Source organism: Streptomyces nitrosporeus (assembly GCF_008704555.1).
In the GTDB taxonomy this organism is placed as follows: domain Bacteria; phylum Actinomycetota; class Actinomycetes; order Streptomycetales; family Streptomycetaceae; genus Streptomyces; species Streptomyces nitrosporeus.
On record NZ_CP023702.1, the window covers coordinates 6,973,701 to 6,990,337 of the forward strand.

At 71.0% G+C, this 16,637-nt stretch carries 10 protein-coding genes, 4 tRNA genes and 1 pseudogene; 13 read left to right on the plus strand and 2 right to left on the minus strand.

The window, feature by feature from the left end; genetic code table 11:
* Window positions 1-14 precede the first annotated feature (14 nt).
* Window positions 15-1,097, minus strand: coding sequence for a WD40/YVTN/BNR-like repeat-containing protein (locus CP967_RS30870; protein ID WP_150491120.1), 1,083 nt, complete (start codon window positions 1,095-1,097; stop codon window positions 15-17).
* A 258-nt stretch (window positions 1,098-1,355) separates the two neighbouring features.
* On the minus strand, window positions 1,356-2,414 hold the full coding sequence (locus CP967_RS30875) for a LacI family DNA-binding transcriptional regulator (RefSeq protein ID WP_150491121.1): 1,059 nt from the start codon (window positions 2,412-2,414) through the stop codon (window positions 1,356-1,358).
* Window positions 2,415-2,627: 213 nt separating this feature from the next.
* Here CP967_RS30875 and CP967_RS30880 point away from each other — a divergent pair, with 213 nt between their 5' ends.
* The 13 genes and pseudogenes from CP967_RS30880 to CP967_RS30940 all read left to right on the plus strand — a co-directional run bounded on the left by CP967_RS30880 (window position 2,628) and on the right by CP967_RS30940 (window position 16,624).
* Window positions 2,628-3,872 (plus strand): extracellular solute-binding protein, encoded by a 1,245-nt coding sequence (locus tag CP967_RS30880; protein WP_229888299.1) that lies wholly within the window; start codon window positions 2,628-2,630, stop codon window positions 3,870-3,872.
* Window positions 3,873-3,874: 2 nt separating this feature from the next.
* Complete coding sequence (locus CP967_RS30885; protein WP_150491123.1) at window positions 3,875-4,804, plus strand: carbohydrate ABC transporter permease; 930 nt, start codon at window positions 3,875-3,877, stop codon at window positions 4,802-4,804.
* Between the two features lie 4 nt (window positions 4,805-4,808).
* Window positions 4,809-5,708, plus strand: a complete 900-nt coding sequence (locus CP967_RS30890) for a carbohydrate ABC transporter permease (protein ID WP_150491124.1) — start codon at window positions 4,809-4,811, stop codon at window positions 5,706-5,708.
* Between the two features lie 52 nt (window positions 5,709-5,760).
* On the plus strand, window positions 5,761-8,163 hold the full coding sequence (locus tag CP967_RS30895) for a beta-xylosidase/alpha-l-arabinosidase (RefSeq protein ID WP_150491125.1): 2,403 nt from the start codon (window positions 5,761-5,763) through the stop codon (window positions 8,161-8,163).
* Window positions 8,164-8,356: 193 nt separating this feature from the next.
* Window positions 8,357-9,463, plus strand: a complete 1,107-nt coding sequence (locus CP967_RS30900) for an endo-1,4-beta-xylanase (protein WP_150491126.1) — start codon at window positions 8,357-8,359, stop codon at window positions 9,461-9,463.
* Window positions 9,464-9,672: 209 nt separating this feature from the next.
* Complete coding sequence (locus tag CP967_RS30905; protein ID WP_150491127.1) at window positions 9,673-12,855, plus strand: glycosyl hydrolase 115 family protein; 3,183 nt, start codon at window positions 9,673-9,675, stop codon at window positions 12,853-12,855.
* A gap of 24 nt (window positions 12,856-12,879) precedes the next feature.
* Window positions 12,880-13,281 carry a hypothetical protein gene (locus CP967_RS30910; RefSeq protein WP_150491128.1) on the plus strand — a complete coding sequence of 134 codons (402 nt, stop codon included), beginning with the start codon at window positions 12,880-12,882 and terminating at the stop codon, window positions 13,279-13,281.
* Between the two features lie 215 nt (window positions 13,282-13,496).
* Window positions 13,497-13,820: pseudogene (locus tag CP967_RS30915) on the plus strand (oxidoreductase); the annotation flags it as partial.
* A 25-nt stretch (window positions 13,821-13,845) separates the two neighbouring features.
* Window positions 13,846-15,441, plus strand: coding sequence for a recombinase family protein (locus CP967_RS30920; protein WP_150491129.1), 1,596 nt, complete (start codon window positions 13,846-13,848; stop codon window positions 15,439-15,441).
* A gap of 514 nt (window positions 15,442-15,955) precedes the next feature.
* Window positions 15,956-16,026, plus strand: a tRNA-His gene (locus CP967_RS30925).
* Window positions 16,027-16,126: 100 nt separating this feature from the next.
* Window positions 16,127-16,201, plus strand: a tRNA-Arg gene (locus CP967_RS30930).
* Between the two features lie 158 nt (window positions 16,202-16,359).
* Window positions 16,360-16,432, plus strand: a tRNA-Trp gene (locus tag CP967_RS30935).
* Between the two features lie 120 nt (window positions 16,433-16,552).
* A tRNA-Gln gene (locus tag CP967_RS30940) sits at window positions 16,553-16,624 on the plus strand.
* Window positions 16,625-16,637: the final 13 nt, after the last annotated feature.

Here is a 16,637-nt window from a genome sequence, read left to right on the forward strand (position 1 = left end):
GGGCGCCGCCGGGCTCACACCTGCGCGGCCCGCACGCACAGCACGTCCGGCAGGTGCGACAGGATCTGCCGCCAGCTGTCCCCGTCGTCGGTGCCGGCGTACACCTCGCCGTTGCGGTTGCCGAAGTAGACGCCCGCCGGATCGGCGTCGTCGGTGCACAGCGCGTCGCGCAGCACCGTGCCGTAGTGGTCGCCGTCCGGCAGCCCCCGGGTCAGCGGCTCCCAGGTCTCTCCCGCGTCCGTCGTACGGAAGACCCGGCAGCGCCGGCCGGCCGGGACGCGGTCGGTGTCGGCGTTGACCGGGAAGACGTACAGGGTGTCCGCGCGGTGCGGGTGCGCGGCGGCGGCGAACCCGAAGTCCGAGGGGAGGCCCGCCCCGATGTCCTTCCAGGTGTCCCCGGCGTCGTCGCTGCGGAACACGCCCCAGTGGTTCTGGAGGTAGAGCCGGTCGGGATCGGCCGCGTCCCGGGCGACCTTGTGCACGCACTGGCCGAACTCCGGCGCGGGGCCGGGCAGGAACACGGCGGAGACGCCCTTGTTGGACGGCCTCCAGTGCTCCCCGCCGTCCTCGGTGCGGAACACCCCCGCCGCCGAGACGGCCACCGTCACGGCCCGGGGGTCCCTCGGATCGGTCAGGACGGTGTGCAGCCCCTCGCCGCCCCCGCCGGGCACCCAGCGGGACCGCGTCGGGTGCTCCCAGAGCGGGCGGACCAGCCCGAAGGACTCGCCGCCGTCCTCGGAGCGGAACAGGGCGGCGGGCTCCGTCCCGGCGTAGACCACGCCGGGGGCCTCGGGCCCGGCCGGGTGCAGCTGCCAGACCCGCTCCAGCGACGCCCCGGTGAACCGGGGGAACTTCACGGCGGGCTGCCCGGGTTCGGTCCAGGTGGCTCCCAGGTCGTCGGAGCGGAAGACGGACGGCCCCCAGTGCGCGCTGTCCCCGCCCACCAGGATCCGGGGCGTCCTGCCCCGGGTGTCGATACCGATCGAGTAGACGGCCTGGGCGTTGAAACAGGGGTCGCCGAACTCCCAGCGCCCCCCGCGCCTGCGGCCGACGAAGAGTCCTTTACGGGTGCCTACGGTGAGCAGTACATCGGACATGGCCGGTCTCCCGAGACGTCGTTGTGCCGGATACGGCCAGTCTGCACCGCACCACTGACAACGGCCCGCAGCCGCGGCACCGGCCCGCCACGGCACCGGCCCGCCGTGGTCCGGGCACCCGCCGGCCGGCGTACCGGCGGAGACCCGGGGCACCGGGCGGCCGGCGCTCCCCGCGGGTCGCCGCGCGTAGACCCGGAGCCGGACCGCCCGGCGGCGCATGGCCCCGGCCCGTGTCCCTCCGGCCGCGGCCCGCCCCGCTCACCGGGAGGGCGGGGCCGTACTGCTGCGCTCCACCAGGCTGGTCGCCAGGTCGACCCGGGTGGTCGCGGGCCGCCTGCCGCGGCCGAGGTCGAGCACCAGGCGGGCCGCGGTCTCGGCCATCTCGATGAGCGGCTGGCGCACCGTGGTCAGAGGCGGGCCGACCCAGCGCGTCACCGGCAGGTCGTCGAAGCCGATCACGCTGAGGTCCTCCGGGATGCGCAGCCCCAGCTCGCGTGCGGCCTCGTAGACGCCGAGCGCCTGGAGGTCGTTGCCGGCGAAGATCGCGGTGGGCGGCTCCGGCAGCCGCAGCAGGTCCAGTGCCGCGCTGTAGCCGTCCTCGTGGTTGAACTCGCCCTCGCGTACCAGCGCGGGATCCATCGGCAGGCCCGAGGTCTCCAGCGCGGCGCGGTAGCCGTCCAGCCGGGCCCGGCTGCACATCATGCGCGCCGGCCCGCCGATGACGCCGATGCGCCGGTGCCCCAGGCCCGTCAGATGGCGGGTGGCGGCGAGGCCGCCCTGCCAGTTGGCGGCACCGACGGACGGGATGTCGTCACCGGGGTCGCCGGCCGGGTCGACCACGACGAACGGGATGGAACGGCTGTTCAACTGGGCGCGCTGGGCGGCGTCGAGGTCGGAGAGCACCAGGATGACTCCGGCCGGGCGGCGTGCCAGCACCCCGTCCACCCAGGTCTGGCCGGGGGTGAGCCGGCCGGCGCTCTCCGAGAGGACCAGGCTCAGCCCCTCCTCCCGGGCGACGTTCTCGACACCCCGTACGACCTCCATCGCCCACGCGCTGTCCAGTTCGTGGAAGACCAGATCGATGAGCTGGGACTGCTGGGAGGCACCTCGCCGGCGGCGGTAGCCGTGCCGGAGCAGCAGTTCCTCCACCTTCGTACGAGTGCCGGGAGCGACGTCCGCGCGGCCGTTCAGGACTTTCGAAACTGTCGGAGCGGAAACGCCGGCCGCTCGGGCGATCTCTGCCAGCGTGGCGGTGCTTTCCGACGACGGGTCGGCGGAGGCCTTCTCCTGTTGGGGCTGGACCTTTGCAGGGCTCATGCACGAATCGTAGCCGCACATCGCCCCCGGCCGGAGCCCGGACGGGGATCGCAAATCATTGTCCCCACCCTCTTGACGGGCTCGAAACGCGACCGTACGGTTCCGGCAACATTCGAAAGGCACGCCGAAACATTCGACAGAGGTGCGGTCATGCGGTCGGGTATTTTCACTCAGGGCTCACGTACGACGAGATGGGCCGCGGCGGGCGCCGCGCTGGCCATGGCGGGCATGCTGGCCGGCTGCGGCTCCGGTGACAGCGGATCGGACGGCGGCACCATCACCGCCTACGTCTACGGCGACGACGCGGTCAAGGTCCAGCAAGCCGCGGTGGACTCGTTCAACAAGACCTCGAAGGTCAAGGTCAAGCTGGTGTCGGTCCCCGGCACCGACTACGTCAACAAGCTCCGCAGCGCCATGGGTTCGCCCAACGCGCCGGACGTCTTCTTCAACTGGGGCGGCGGCTCCATCAAGCCGTACGTCGACGCCGGGCAGCTGGTCGACCTGACCGGCACGGTGAAGAAGGACGCCACGCTCAAGGAGGGCTTCCTGCCCTCGATCATGGAGGCCGGCAGCCTCGACGGGAAGATCTACGGGGTGCCGATGCGCGGCATGCAGCCCGTGATGCTCTTCTACAACAAGGCCCTGTTCGAGAAGCACGGCGTCGAGGCCCCCAAGACCTGGGAGGACCTCCAGAAGGCCATCACCACCTTCAAGGACGCCGGCATCACCCCGTTCGCGCTCGGCGGCTCCGACAAGTGGCCCGAACTGATGTGGATGGAGTACCTCCTGGACCGCATCGGCGGCCCCGAGGTCTTCCGGAAGATCCAGAACGGCGACACCGAGGGCTGGGGCGACCCGGCGGTGCTCAAGACGGCGCAGACCGTCAAGGAGCTCATCGACGACGGCGCCTTCGGCAAGAACTTCAACTCGGTCGACTACGGCAACGGCGGAGCCCCGACCCTGCTCAACAAGGGCAAGGCCGCCATGCACCTGATGGGCTCCTGGGAGTACTCCACGCAGCTCGGCAAGGCTCCCGAGTTCGCGAAGAAGGACCTCGGCTGGACCGCCTTCCCGACGGTGGCCGGCGGCACCGGCGACCCGGCGAACGTCGTCGGCAACCCGACCAACTACTGGTCGGTGAACGCCCGCAGCGACCACAAGGAGGAGGCCATCGAGTTCCTGAAGACGATGGCCTCCGAGACCTACGCCAAGGCGCTGGTGGACAACGGTGACATCCCCACCACGTCCAACGCCGCGTCCATGCTGAGCAGCTCGCCCAACCCCCAGTTCGCCCAGGACCAGTACTCCCTGGTCCAGAAGGCTCCCAGCTTCACCCTCTCCTGGGACCAGGCGCTCGAGGCCCAGTACGCCACCCCGCTGCTCACCGAGATCAGCAAGCTGTTCGCCGGCAAGACCACGCCCGAGCAGTTCGTCGAAGCGATGAAGGCCGCCAAGTAACCATGTCGCACCACGCTCCGGTAGCGAAGTCGCACGGAGGCGGGAAGGCGGCCGTCGGTGACGTCGGCCGCCCCCCGGTCGCCTGGGCCGTACCCGGGATCCTCTTCTTCGCCGTCTTCGCGATCGTCCCCCTGGCGATCGCCGTCTATCTCTCCTTCACCTCGTGGGACGGGCTCAACTCCCCGACCATGACCGGCCTGGACAACTGGACCCGGCTCTTCCAGGACTCGGAGTTCGGGCAGGCCGCCTGGCTGAGCCTCGTGCTCACCGTGATCAGCTGGGCCTTCCAGACCCCGGTCGCCCTGCTGCTGGGCGTCTGGGCGGCGGGCCGCCAGAAGAACCGCGCCCTGCTGTCGGCCGTCTTCTTCATCCCGCTGCTGCTCTCCACCACCGCCATCGCGATGCTCTTCCACGCCCTGCTCGACCCGAACTTCGGCGTGATCAAGGAGATCGGCCCCTGGATCGGCGTCGATCCCAACGTGATGGGGTCCTCCACCGGGGCGCTGCTGGTCGTGGCGTTCGTCGGCGGCTGGCAGTTCATGCCCTTCCACACGCTGATCTACCAGGGCGGCGCCCGGCAGATCCCCGAAGTCCTCTACCAGGCCGCCTCCATCGACGGTGCCGGCATGGTGCGGCAGTTCTTCCACATCACCCTGCCGCAGCTGCGGCACACGATGACCACCTCGTCGGTCCTGATGATCGTCGGTTCGCTGACCTACTTCGACACCGTGCTCATCATGACCAAGGGCGGACCCGGCACGGACACCACGATCCTCCCGTACCTGATGTACCGGACGGGGTTCCAGACCTACGACCTCGGCTACGCGGCGGCCATCGCCACCGCCCTCGTCGTCGTGGCCACCGCCATCTCGCTGATCATGGTCCGCCTCAGCGGCTTCGGGAACATGCGGTCCACCCGGGAAGGTATGTGACGCCATGTCGATCGACACCCGTCCGGCCGCGCCGCGGCGCCGCTCCGCCCCCGCCGCCCGCCCCGTGAGCCGTCCCGCCCGCCGCCGCAAGCCGCTCGGCAACCCGGTGGCCGGCCTCGGGTCCCTGGTCTGGCTGCTCATCGTCCTGGTACCGCTCTACACGCTGGTGTCCGCCTCGCTGATGCGCCAGGACCAGGCGCTGAACGGCGATCCGCTGGCGGTCCCCACGGACCCGACGTTCGAGAACTACCGCACGGTCCTGGACAGCGGCTTCCTGTCGCTGCTCGGCAACACCGCCCTCGTCGCGGTGGCCACGGTCGCCATCGTGCTGGTGCTGTCCGTGCCGGTGGCCTATGTGGCCGTCCGCACCCGCAGCCGCCTGTCCTCGCTCGCCTTCCGGACCTTCCTGCTCGGCGTGGCCATCCCGGCGCAGGCGGTGATCGTGCCGCTGTACCTGATGATCGGCAAGATGGGCCTGTACGACAGCCTCTGGGCGATCATCCTGCCCACCGCCGCGTTCGCCATGCCGGTCGCCGTCCTGGTCCTCAGCGGCACCATGCGCGACGTCTCCGAGGAGATGTACGAGGCGATGGCCCTCGACGGGGCCTCGCCCTGGCGCATGCTCTGGCAGCTGGCGGTGCCGCTCTCCAAGGCCGGCATCAGCACCGTGGCGATCTTCTCCGCGCTCCAGGCGTGGAACGGCTTCCTGTTCCCGCTGATCCTCACGCAGTCGGAGGAGAACCGCGTACTGACGCTGGGCCTCTTCAACTTCATGACCCAGTTCGGCGTGAACATCCCCGCCGTGCTGGCCGCGATCGTCCTCTCCGTCGTACCGATCTTCGCCGTGTACCTCGTGGCCCGGCGCGCGCTGATCAACGGACTGATGGGGGTGGGCGGCAAATAGCAGACACCTGCCGCCCCGCACCACCGCACTCATGAGAGGAACTCCTGCCGTCATGGCAATCCACCCCGTCCCGCATGCCCGTCAGGCCGAGCCGGCGCCCACCGCCGACGGCCCGTGGCGCGACCCGTCGCTGAGCCCCGAGGAGCGGGTGGCCGACCTGGCGGCCCGGATGACCCTCGAGGAGAAGGCCGCCCAGCTGTACGGCATCTGGGTGGGCGCCGACGCCGAGGGCGACGGAGTCGCGCCCCACCAGAACGACATGGTCGACCCGGTCGACTTCGACGAGATCACCACCCGCGGACTCGGCCAGCTCACCCGGCCGTTCGGGACCGCCCCGGTGGACCCCGGCGTCGGCGCCGTCGCGCTGGCCCGGGCGCAGGCCAGGATCGCCGAGGCGGGCCGGTTCGGCATCCCCGCCCTCGCGCACGAGGAGTGCCTGGCCGGTTTCACCGCCTGGGGCGCCACCGCCTACCCGGTCCCGCTCGCCTGGGGCGCCGCCTGGGACCCGGAACTGGTCGCCGAGATGGCCCACCGGATCGGCGGCGACATGAAGTCCGTCGGCATCCACCAGGGCCTCGCCCCGGTCCTCGACGTGGTCCGCGACCTGCGCTGGGGGCGCGTCGAGGAGACCATCGGCGAGGACCCCTACCTGGTCGCCACCATCGGCACCGCCTACGTCCAGGGCCTGGAGTCCGCGGGGATCGTCGCCACGCTCAAGCACTTCGCCGGCTACTCCGCCTCCGCCGGGGCCCGCAACCTCGCACCGGTCCGGGCGGGCGTCCGCGAGATGGCCGACGTGGTCCTGCCGCCCTTCGAGATGGCCGTCCGCGAGAGCGGCGTCCGGTCGGTGATGCACAGCTACGCCGAGATCGACGGGGTCCCCGTGGCCGCCGACCCGACACTGCTCACCGGGCTCCTCCGGGACACCTGGGGCTTCACCGGCACCGTCGTCGCGGACTACTTCGGCGTCGGCTTCCTGGAGACCCTGCACAAGGTGGCCGCCGACCGCGGCGACGCCGCCCGCCTCGCCCTGACCGCCGGCGTCGACGTGGAGCTGCCCACCGTGCGCGGGTACGGGGACGCGCTCGTCGCCGCCGTCCGCGCGGGCACCGTGGCCGAGGAACTGGTGGACCGGGCCCTGCACCGCGTCCTGCTCCAGAAGTGCGAACTGGGGCTCCTCGACGCGCAGGGCGCGGCCCTGCCCCCCGTCCTGGACGGAGTCGACCCGGAGCGGGCCCGCGGCACCGTGGACCTCGACCCGCCGCGCAACCGCGCCCTGGCGAGGCGGCTGGCCGAGCGCTCCTGCGTCCTGCTGGCCAATCCCCGGGGCGTGCTGCCGCTGGCCGGGACCGGACGGATCGCGGTCGTCGGACCGCGCGCCGACGACCCGCTGGCCATGCTCGGCTGCTACTCCTTCCCCAGCCACGTCGGTGTCTCGTACCCCGACATGCCCATGGGCATCGACATCCCGACCGTGCTGGACTCGCTGCGGGAGGAGATGCCCGGCGCCCGGGTGGACTTCGCGCCCGGCTGCGACGTCGACGGCGCCGACGACTCGCGCATCGCCGAGGCGGTGGAGCTCGCCGCCGGGGCCGATGTGTGCGTCGCCGTGCTCGGCGACCGGGCCGGGCTGTTCGGCCGCGGCACCTCCGGGGAGGGCTGCGACGCGGCCGACCTGACCCTGCCGGGGCTCCAGGGCCGGCTGCTGGACGCGCTGCTGGCGACGGGCACCCCCGTCGTCCTGGTGCTGCTCACGGGACGTACGTACGCGCTCGGCGGGTACGCGGACCGGCTGGCCGGCTGTGTGCAGGCGTTCTTCCCCGGCGAGGAGGGCGGGCCGGCGGTGGCCGGTGTGCTCTCCGGGCGGGTCAACCCCTCCGGACGCCTGCCCATCGGGGTGCCCGACGGACCCGGCGGCCAGCCCTGGACGTACCTCCAGCCGCCGCTCGGCCGGGCGAACGGGGTCAGCAACCTCGACCCGACCCCGCTCTACCCGTTCGGCCACGGGCTCTCCTACACCTCCTTCGCCTGGGAGGCGGGAGCGGACGCGCCGGAGGAGCTGGGGACCGACGCCGGGACGGACCTGGAGGTGACGGTCACCAACACCGGGGACCGCGACGGCACCGAGGTGGTCCAGCTCTACCTCCACGACCCGGTCGCCCAGACCACCCGCCCCGACGTACGGCTCATCGGCTACGCACGCGTCCCGCTGGCGGCCGGCGAGGCCCGCCGGGTCCGTTTCCGCTTCCACGCGGACCTGGCGTCCTTCACCGGGACCGGCGGGCACCGGATCGTCGAACCGGGCGACCTGGAGCTGCGCTTCGCGGCCTCCAGCGGCCCCGAGGACGTCCGGCACACCGTACGGCTGCGCCTCACCGGTCCGGAGCGCACCGTGGACCACCGGCGCACCCTGGTCTGCGCCACCTCGACCGAGCCGGCGGCCGTGGCGGACTGACGGCGGCGGGGCGGCGGCCACCGGTCCGCCGGCGGCCGCCCCACCCGCCCGCCCCGCTCCGGTGAGGAGTCCCGGCTCCTGCGGGGAGTCCCGGCCGCCGTGCCGCCCGGCCCGAAACTTTCGAAGGCAGTCCTGTGGCCCGTGGCCCATGCCCGGGCCCGCGTCAGCACGCCCTTACGGAGAGGTATCTGTCATGTTCAAGGCAACTCGTTCGGCCGCGGTCGGTTCCGCCGCCGCCGTGCTCCTCGTCTCGGCCTTCACCCTCACCAGCGCCTCCGCCGCCACCGGCGGCGCGCCGGGCCACCACGGCAAGCCGGGGCCGCACGCCTCCCAGCAGACGCTCGGCACCCTGGGCAAGAAGGCGGGCCTGCGCATCGGCACGGCCGTGAACATGGACGCCCTGGCCGACGACGCCCCCTACCGGGCCCGGGTCGCCGGGGAGTTCACCTCCGTCACCGCCGAGAACGTCATGAAGTGGGAGGCCGTCGAGCCGCGGCGCGGCACCTACGACTGGGCCGCCGCCGACGAGCTCGTCGACTTCGCCGGGAAGAACAGGCAACTGGTGCGCGGCCACACCCTGGTCTGGCACAGCCAGCTGCCGGCCTGGCTCACCGAGGACGCCTTCACCGCCGACGAGCTGCGGGAGATCCTCCACCGGCACGTCACCGAACAGGTCACGCACTTCAAGGGCAGGATCTGGCAGTGGGACGTCGTCAACGAGGCGTTCAACGAGGACGGAACCCTGCGGGACAGCATCTGGCTGCGGAAGCTGGGCCCCGGCTACATCGCGGACGCCTTCCGCTGGGCCCACGAGGCCGACCCCAAGGCCCGGCTGTTCATCAACGACTACAACATCGAGGGCGTCAACGCCAAGAGCGACGCCCTGTACGACCTGGTCAGCCGGCTGCGCAAGCAGCGCGTCCCGGTCCACGGCGTCGGCATCCAGGGCCACCTGGGCGTTCAGTACGGCGCCCCGCACGACATCGCCGACAACATGCTGCGCTTCGACGAACTCGGCCTGGAGACCGCGATCACCGAGGCCGACGTCCGTATACCGATGCCCGCCGACAGCACCGAGCTGGAGGCCCAGGCCGAGGGCTACGCCGTCATGCTGCGCGGCTGCCTCCTCACCCCGGGCTGCAACGCCTTCACCCTGTGGGGCTTCACCGACACCTACTCCTGGGTCCCGGACACCTTCCCGGGCGAGGGCGCGGCCAACGTCCTCGACGAGGACTACGCCCCCAAGCCCGCCTACGGCACCCTGCGCCAGACCCTGACGCTCGCCGCCGGCCGGCACTGACCCGCCCCACCGGCCCCGCGCGGGCGCGGCGGCGGACGTGACGGCGGCCGCCCGGAGCGCCGGAGCCCCCGGACCACCGGAGCGCCGGAGCCTTCGGACCCCCGGAGCCCCTGGAGGGCCGGTCACGTCCGCCGCCCGCCCGCGTGCCGGTGCGCCGGGCGGCCGGCGGACCGAACCGAAGCATCCGTGTGCACACAAGGGAGAGCCGCATGGACCAGCAGACCCCGCACCACACCAGCCGCAGGGCGCTCCTCGGGGCGGGCCTCGGTATCACCGCCCTGACCGCGACCCCGCTCGGATCCCTGACGGGGCTCACCCCGCAGGCGTCGGCGGCCTCCGCCGGCCTTCGGCCCACCGACCCCGGGGCGTACATCTCCTTCACCCGCCGCCCCGGCGCGTTCGCACTGGCCGAGTCCGGCCGGGCGGTACCGGTCGTCGTCTCCGGCAGCGACCACCCGGGCGTCGTCCGGGTCGCCGGCGACCTCCGGGACGACATCGAACGGGTCACCGGCGTCCGCCCCGCCCTCACCCACGACACCCCGGGCCGGGCCCGCGAGATCGTCCTGATCGGCACCATCGGCCGCAGCCCGCTGATCGACTCCCTGATCGCCGCCGGCAAGCTGGACGTCTCCGGTGTCCGGGGCGCCTGGGAGACCAGCCTGCAGACCGTCGTCGACAAGCCGCTGCCCGGTGTCGACCGCGCCTTCGTGATCGCGGGCAGCGACCAGCGCGGCACGGTCTTCGGCACGTACGACGTCTCCCGCGGCATCGGTGTCTCCCCCTGGTACTGGTGGGACGACGTCCGGCCCGTGCACCGCGACGCGCTGTACGTCCTGCGCGGCCGGTACAGCCAGGGCACCCCCGCCGTGAAGTACCGCGGCTTCTTCGTCAACGACGAGAACCCCGCGCTCGGCACCTGGGCCCCGGCCTACTTCGGGCCGGGCAAGGCCCCCGGCTTCGAAGGCGGTTTCAACGCGGACTTCTACGCCAAGGTCTTCGAGGTCATGCTGCGCCTCAAGGCCAACTACCTGTGGCCGGCGGTGTGGGGCCGCGCCTTCGCCGAGGACGACCCGCTCAACCACGCCACCGCCAAGGCGTACGGGATCGTCATGGGCACCTCCCACGAGGCGCCCATGATGCGCGGCATCGAGGAGTGGAACCGGCACGCCGTCGCGGCCGTACGCGACGGCGCGGGCGCCGTCACCACCCCCGGCCACGACCCCTACGGCGGCACCGGCGAGTGGTCCTTCCGCCGCAACGCCGACGCGATCAAGGCCTACTGGCGCGAAGGTATCCGGCGCATGGCCGACGAGGACTTCGAGGGGGTCGTCACCCTCGGCATGCGCGGCAACGGCGACGTCAGCCTGCCGGACGGCGACGGCATCGAACTGATGCAGGAGATCATCGCCGCCCAGCGCGCGATCCTCGCCGAGGAACTCGGCTCCGACTCGGCCGTCCCCCAGGTCTGGACCCTGTACAAGGAGGTCCAGCGCTACTGGGACCGCGGACTGCGGGTGCCCGACGACGTCACCGTCGTCCTCACCGACGACAACTGGGCCAACGTCCGCAAGCTGCCCGACCACGGCACCGACCCCCGCACCGGCGGCTACGGGCTCTACTACCACTTCGACTACGTCGGCGTGGGACGCAACTACAAATGGGTCGACACCGCCTCGCTGCCCAACATGTGGGACCAGCTCCACCAGTGCCACGCGTACGGCAACCACGGGCTGTGGGTCACCAACGTCGGAGACCTCAAGGGCAACGAGCTGCCCACGCAGTTCTTCCTCGAATACGCCTGGAACCCCGACCGCTGGCCCCTGGAGAAGCTCCCCGAGTGGGAGGAGTCCTACGCCCGGCAGAACTTCGGCGCGGAACAGGCCGAGGAGATCGCCGGCGTCCTGCGCGCCTACGCCGCGCTCCAGTCCCGCCGCAAGCCCGAACTGCTCAACCGGAAGATCACTCTCGACCCCGCCAAGGACCCCGCGAAGGACTCCTCGGCCGTGGTCTACGACGACCGGGCCACCCCCTTCAGCCTGGTGGACTACCGGGAGCTGGAACGCGTCACCGAGGACTGGCAGCGGCTGGACAGGGCCGCCGGACGCGTCGGACGCCGGCTCCCGGCCTCCGCCCAGGACGCCTGGTACCAGCTGGTCGGCTACGAGGTGCGGGCGAGCGCCAACCTCTACGCCCTGCGCCAGGCGCAGTTCACCAACCTGCACTACGCGCCGCAGGGCCGCGCCCTGACCAACGGACTCGCGGCCACGGCCGAGGAGCGGCTCGCCGACGACTTCGCGCTGGCACGCCGCTTCAACACCGAGGTGGCCGGCGGCAAGTGGAACGGCTTCCAGACACAGCCGCACATCGGCTACGGGGACATCGACCGCTACGGCCCCAACGCCCCCTGGCAGCAGCCCGAACGCGACAACGTCGCCCTCCCCGACGAGATCTTCCCCGCCGTCAAGCGCATCGAGCTGCCGGAGGCCGCCGAGATGGGCGTCGCCGTCGACGGTTCGGAAGACTGGTGGCCGGCGGCCGGGCAGGACGGCACCGGACCCGAACTCCCCGTCTTCAGCCCCTACCAGAGCCAGCCCGCCCAGTACGTCGAGGTCTTCAACCGCGGCCGGGAACCCTTCTCCTTCCGGATCCGCACGGGCGAACCCTGGCTGCTCGCCGACCGGACGCGCGGCCGGGTGGACACCCAGACGAGGGTCACCTTCCGGGTCGACTGGACCCGCGCCCCCAAGGGCGTCACCCGGGTTCCGGTCACCGTCACCGGCCCCGGAGGAGCCGAGGTCACCGTACGGGCCGTGGTCGACCACCCGCGGACCGACCGCAAGCGGCTCGGCGGCTTCGTCGAGGCCAACGGATACGTCTCGGCCGAGGCCGACCACTACCACCGGGCCGTCGGGGCGGGCGGCGTCACCTGGCGGCGCATCCCCGGCATCGGCCGCACCGGCTCGGGCATGGAGCCCTTCCCGGTGACCGCGGCACGGCAGAGCCCCGGCGGCCGGGGGCCCAGGCTGGAGTACAGGGTCAGCCTCTTCACCACCGGCCCGGTCACCGTCTGGGCGTACCTCTCGCCGCGCAACAGCGCGCTGGCCACCGGCGGCCTCACCTACGCCGTCTCCTTCGACGACGACGCGCCGCAGTCCGTCGACATCACGGCGGTGACCGGTTCGGACGACGGCACCATGAACCCGCAGTGGGCCCGCAACACCTCCGACAACGTCAACCGCACCAGCACCACGCACCGCATAGGGCGCGCGGGGGTCCATGTGCTGAAATTCTGGATGGTCGACCCGACGGTGGTGCTGCAGAACCTGGTGGTCGACACCGGCGGCCTCAAGCCCAGCTACCTGGGCCCGCCGGAGAGTCTCCGGATCGACTGACCGGAGCGGGACGAGGAGGCGCGGATGCTCATCCGGATCGAGGACACCGAGGGGCGGGGCGCGACCGTGGAGGTGGCACCCCGCCCGCCGGGGGAGCGGCCCGGGGTCGGGCTGCTGATCGAGGGCCCGCCGGGCCGCGCCTCCTGGGCCTGCTCACCGGAGGCGGCCAGGGAACTGGCCGCCGCGCTCGTCCGGGCGGCCGGGGACGCGGAGGACACGCTCGCCGAGCCGGTCACCGTCAAGGCCCGCGACCTGCTGCGGGGGGACGTACGGGACGGGCACCGGACGATGACGGTCGAGGCGGTCCGCACCGACGGGGCGAACGTCCAGGTGACCTGGACCTCGGGAGGCGGCCGCAGCTGGAGCCAGCTGTACGAGGCCGGGACGGACATCCGGCTGCGACGGCGGCGCCGGCCGGAATCCTGACCGCGGCCGGGATCCTGACCGCGGCCGGGGTCCGCGGGGGCCGCCGGACCCGGACGGCCCGCCGGCCCGCCGGACGGGCCGGGGCCGCCCGTTAGTACGGCAGGCTTCGTATTACGTGGGATCTCGTAGTACGGTGGATCTCGTACGAGGGTGGTTCCGGTGTGCCCGGCCGCGCCTCGTGTCCTGCCGTCGCACCCGAGGAAGCGGAGTCCCCCGTGAGCGCACTCTTCGAGCCGTACCGCCTGCGGTCGCTGACCGTCCCCAACCGTGTCTGGATGGCGCCGATGTGCCAGTACAGCGCCGCGTCCTCGGGCCCGGACACCGGTACGGCGAACCACTGGCACCTCGCCCACTACGCCTCCCGCGCCGTGGGCGGCACCGGTCTGATCCTCGTCGAGGCCACGGCCGTCAGCCCCCAGGGCCGGATCAGCCCCGCCGACCTGGGCCTCTGGAACGACCGGCAGACGGAGGCGTTCCGTCCGATCGCGGCCTTCCTCGCCTCCCAGGGCACGGTCCCCGGGATCCAGCTCGGACACGCTAGATGAACCAACTATCATGTAACACATGACATCAACTGGTGCCGCACTGAGAATCGTTGGGGCCGTACGAATCAGCAGGTACACCGACGCTTCCACATCGCCCGAGGTCCAAGAGGAGATGGTCACCGCCACCGGTGGGCGAATCGGAGGGGAGTTCGTCGGATGGGCAAGGGACTTGGACATCTCCGCGCTCAAAACCACGCCATGGGAGCGCGAGGAGCTGCGCTACTGGCTTGACCGTCCCGACGAGTGGGACGTTCTGATCTGGCAGCGCATGGATCGCGCGGTGCGCTCCATGGCCGACATGGCGGACCTGGGGCGGTACGCAAAGAAGCACGGGAAGCGGCTGGTGTTCGCATCTGGCCCCGGGGGCGACAAGCTGGAACTCGACTTCAGCTCGCCTATGTCTGAGCTGATCATGCTCATCCTGGCCTTCGCAGCCCAGCTCGAAGGCCAGACCATCATGGAGCGGAACCAAGGCGCCGCCGCACATCTTCAGTCGCTCGGCAGGTGGCCCGGGGGAGTCGTGCCGTACGGCTACAAGCCGGGCCGGCGAACGTTCGCCGACGGCAACGAAGGCTGGTGGCTCTTTGAACACACAAACGAAGATCCCACCAAATCCACGGCCGACATCCGACGCGCCATGGTCGCTCGCGCTATCTCCGGGCGGTCCTACAGCGAAATCCTGCGGTGGTTGACCGCGATGGACGCCATCACGCCGAAAAACCACCGGGGACTACTTGCCACTCCACCGCGGGAGCCGGATCCGGAAAGCACCTGGCAGCTCACCGTGGTGCGGGACATGCTTCTGTCCCCCGTAATGCGCGGGCATCTCGTCAAGAAAGACGGGACCATCGTTCGCAATGCCGACGGTTCCCCTGTACTTCAGGGGGAGGCGCTCGTCGACGACGACACATGGCACCGGTTGCAAGACGCACTGAAGGTGCTTTCCACAAACAACACTGGGCCGCGCAGGAAAGATGGGCATCCGCTCCTCGGAGTACTGGTGTGCGGCGTGTGCGACCAGAACATGTTCGTCAACTGGTACCGAGAGAAGCGGGGAAAGGAGCAGGGCGTCAAGAAGGAGGTTTTCCGGTGCTCGGGGAAACAGCATGCCCCGGGAGTTCCCGCGCTGAGCATCCAGGCTGCCGGAGTGCTGGAGTACGTGGAAACGCAATTCCTGGCCCATGTGGGGCCGTTCAGGCGCACACAGGTGGTCCGGGTACCCGGACAGGACAACCGGGCGGAGATCGCGGACCTGGAGGCCGACATCGAAGAGTTGTCGACCAGGCTCGGCATGCTCCGCGGCCCGGCGGCCGACGCTGTCGTACGGCAGCTTCAGGGACGCTCGGACAGGCTTGAGGAGCTTCGAGCTGCCCCCGTTGTCCCCGCGCGGGAGGAAACCGTCGAGCTGGATACCACGTGGGCCGACGACTGGCACGCCTGCACGGACCCCCTGGGGCGCCGGCAGATGCTCCTGGACGCGGGTGTCATCGTCGCCGTGCACCCGCCTGAGGGGTGGCGACCCCCTGTAGAAGAGCGCTTGTCGTTCACGATGGGGACTCACGTCGATCCGGAGCAGGACGCGTTGGACGATGTGGCGTACCAAGAGAGCCTGTAAAATAACGAACTGGTAACACTCTCAAGCAACTTCGCGACCCCTCTGCGGCCCGTCTGGCCCGCCCTTCGTCGCTCGCCTCCTCGTCGCCCAACGCCTCCGCCGTCCACAGGCGGGTGTGGATAACTGCGTAGGGTCACGGGAATTGCGATGTTCGTTGCAGTGAGTGGCGAAGGGGCGGCGAGATTGACCAAAGTGACAAACTAACCCCTATTTTTCATTCTCTCTAACGCGCGTTAAGGAGAAAGGAAAATAGGGGGTTAGTTTGTCACTTTGGTCATACTGGCCCGGGAGGAGGAGGCGACCAAGATCATTCCCATGCGACATCCCCCACATAACTAAGGTAGGAGGGAAACGCGACGCCGGCGAATGGCGCGGCGTCCGACCTTCCTGACGGCCGGTGGCGCTCCTGTGCTCCCGTACTCTCCTCCGGTAGAGCGCGGTTGAGCGCACCGGCCGACGTCATGCACTGCCGGACCCGCCGATTGGCGACCGGGAGCCAGCCTCTGACGTCATACCTTTCGTAGCTCAGTGGTAGAGCGGCGCGCTGTGGTCGCGCTGACCCCGGTTCGACTCCGGGCGGAGGGACAGGCTGTGTGGAGGGTTCGAAAGCGAGCGCGGATCGTGAGAGCGCGTGATGCCGCACAGAGGGCGTGGTTCCAGGTGAACCCCTGGTTCGCGACGTCAAGGTCTCGTAGCTCAGCCTGGATAGAGCACCGGATTACGGATCCGGGTGTCGGAGGTTCGAATCCTTCCGGGACCACTGACGACCCTGCACCGCCGCGGAGTGTGCTCCTCGCAGCCCTGGTACGCCAGGTGGGTCGTCACTGAGGTAGCTCCTCGGTACCTCGTCGCTCACGAACGGCGGGGAGGCGGACGGTCGCATTACCCGGAGGCATCCGGGGACCCGGCCGACGCCGAATGGGCGTAGCTCAACTGGAAGAGCAGCGGTCTCCAAAGCCGCGTGTTGGAGGTTCGAGTCCTCCCGCCTGTGCAAGGGCCGTCCCGTGCTGCGACTAGCTAGCGCGCGGCCGATGTAGCTCCATGGTGTCCTGCGGCGACCCGGCCGCCGGGCCGTGAGCGGCTGTCCGACGGCGGGACCCGGACAGTACCTTCCCCGCTGGTCCAACCGGCAGGACGCCAGGCTCTGGACCTGGAGGACGAGGTTCGAATCCTCGGTGGGGAGCTGCCCGTAGCGT

Coding starts and splice junctions, on each gene's coding strand:
- CP967_RS30890 (WP_150491124.1), top strand. CDS start 4,809: ATGTCGATCGACACCCGTCCGGCCGCGCCGCGGCGCCGCTCCGCCCCC.
- CP967_RS30910 (WP_150491128.1), top strand. CDS start 12,880: ATGCTCATCCGGATCGAGGACACCGAGGGGCGGGGCGCGACCGTGGAG.
- CP967_RS30895 (WP_150491125.1), top strand. CDS start 5,761: ATGGCAATCCACCCCGTCCCGCATGCCCGTCAGGCCGAGCCGGCGCCC.
- CP967_RS30870 (WP_150491120.1), bottom strand. CDS start 1,097: ATGTCCGATGTACTGCTCACCGTAGGCACCCGTAAAGGACTCTTCGTC.
- CP967_RS30885 (WP_150491123.1), top strand. CDS start 3,875: ATGTCGCACCACGCTCCGGTAGCGAAGTCGCACGGAGGCGGGAAGGCG.
- CP967_RS30875 (WP_150491121.1), bottom strand. CDS start 2,414: ATGAGCCCTGCAAAGGTCCAGCCCCAACAGGAGAAGGCCTCCGCCGAC.
- CP967_RS30905 (WP_150491127.1), top strand. CDS start 9,673: ATGGACCAGCAGACCCCGCACCACACCAGCCGCAGGGCGCTCCTCGGG.
- CP967_RS30900 (WP_150491126.1), top strand. CDS start 8,357: ATGTTCAAGGCAACTCGTTCGGCCGCGGTCGGTTCCGCCGCCGCCGTG.
- CP967_RS30920 (WP_150491129.1), top strand. CDS start 13,846: ATGACATCAACTGGTGCCGCACTGAGAATCGTTGGGGCCGTACGAATC.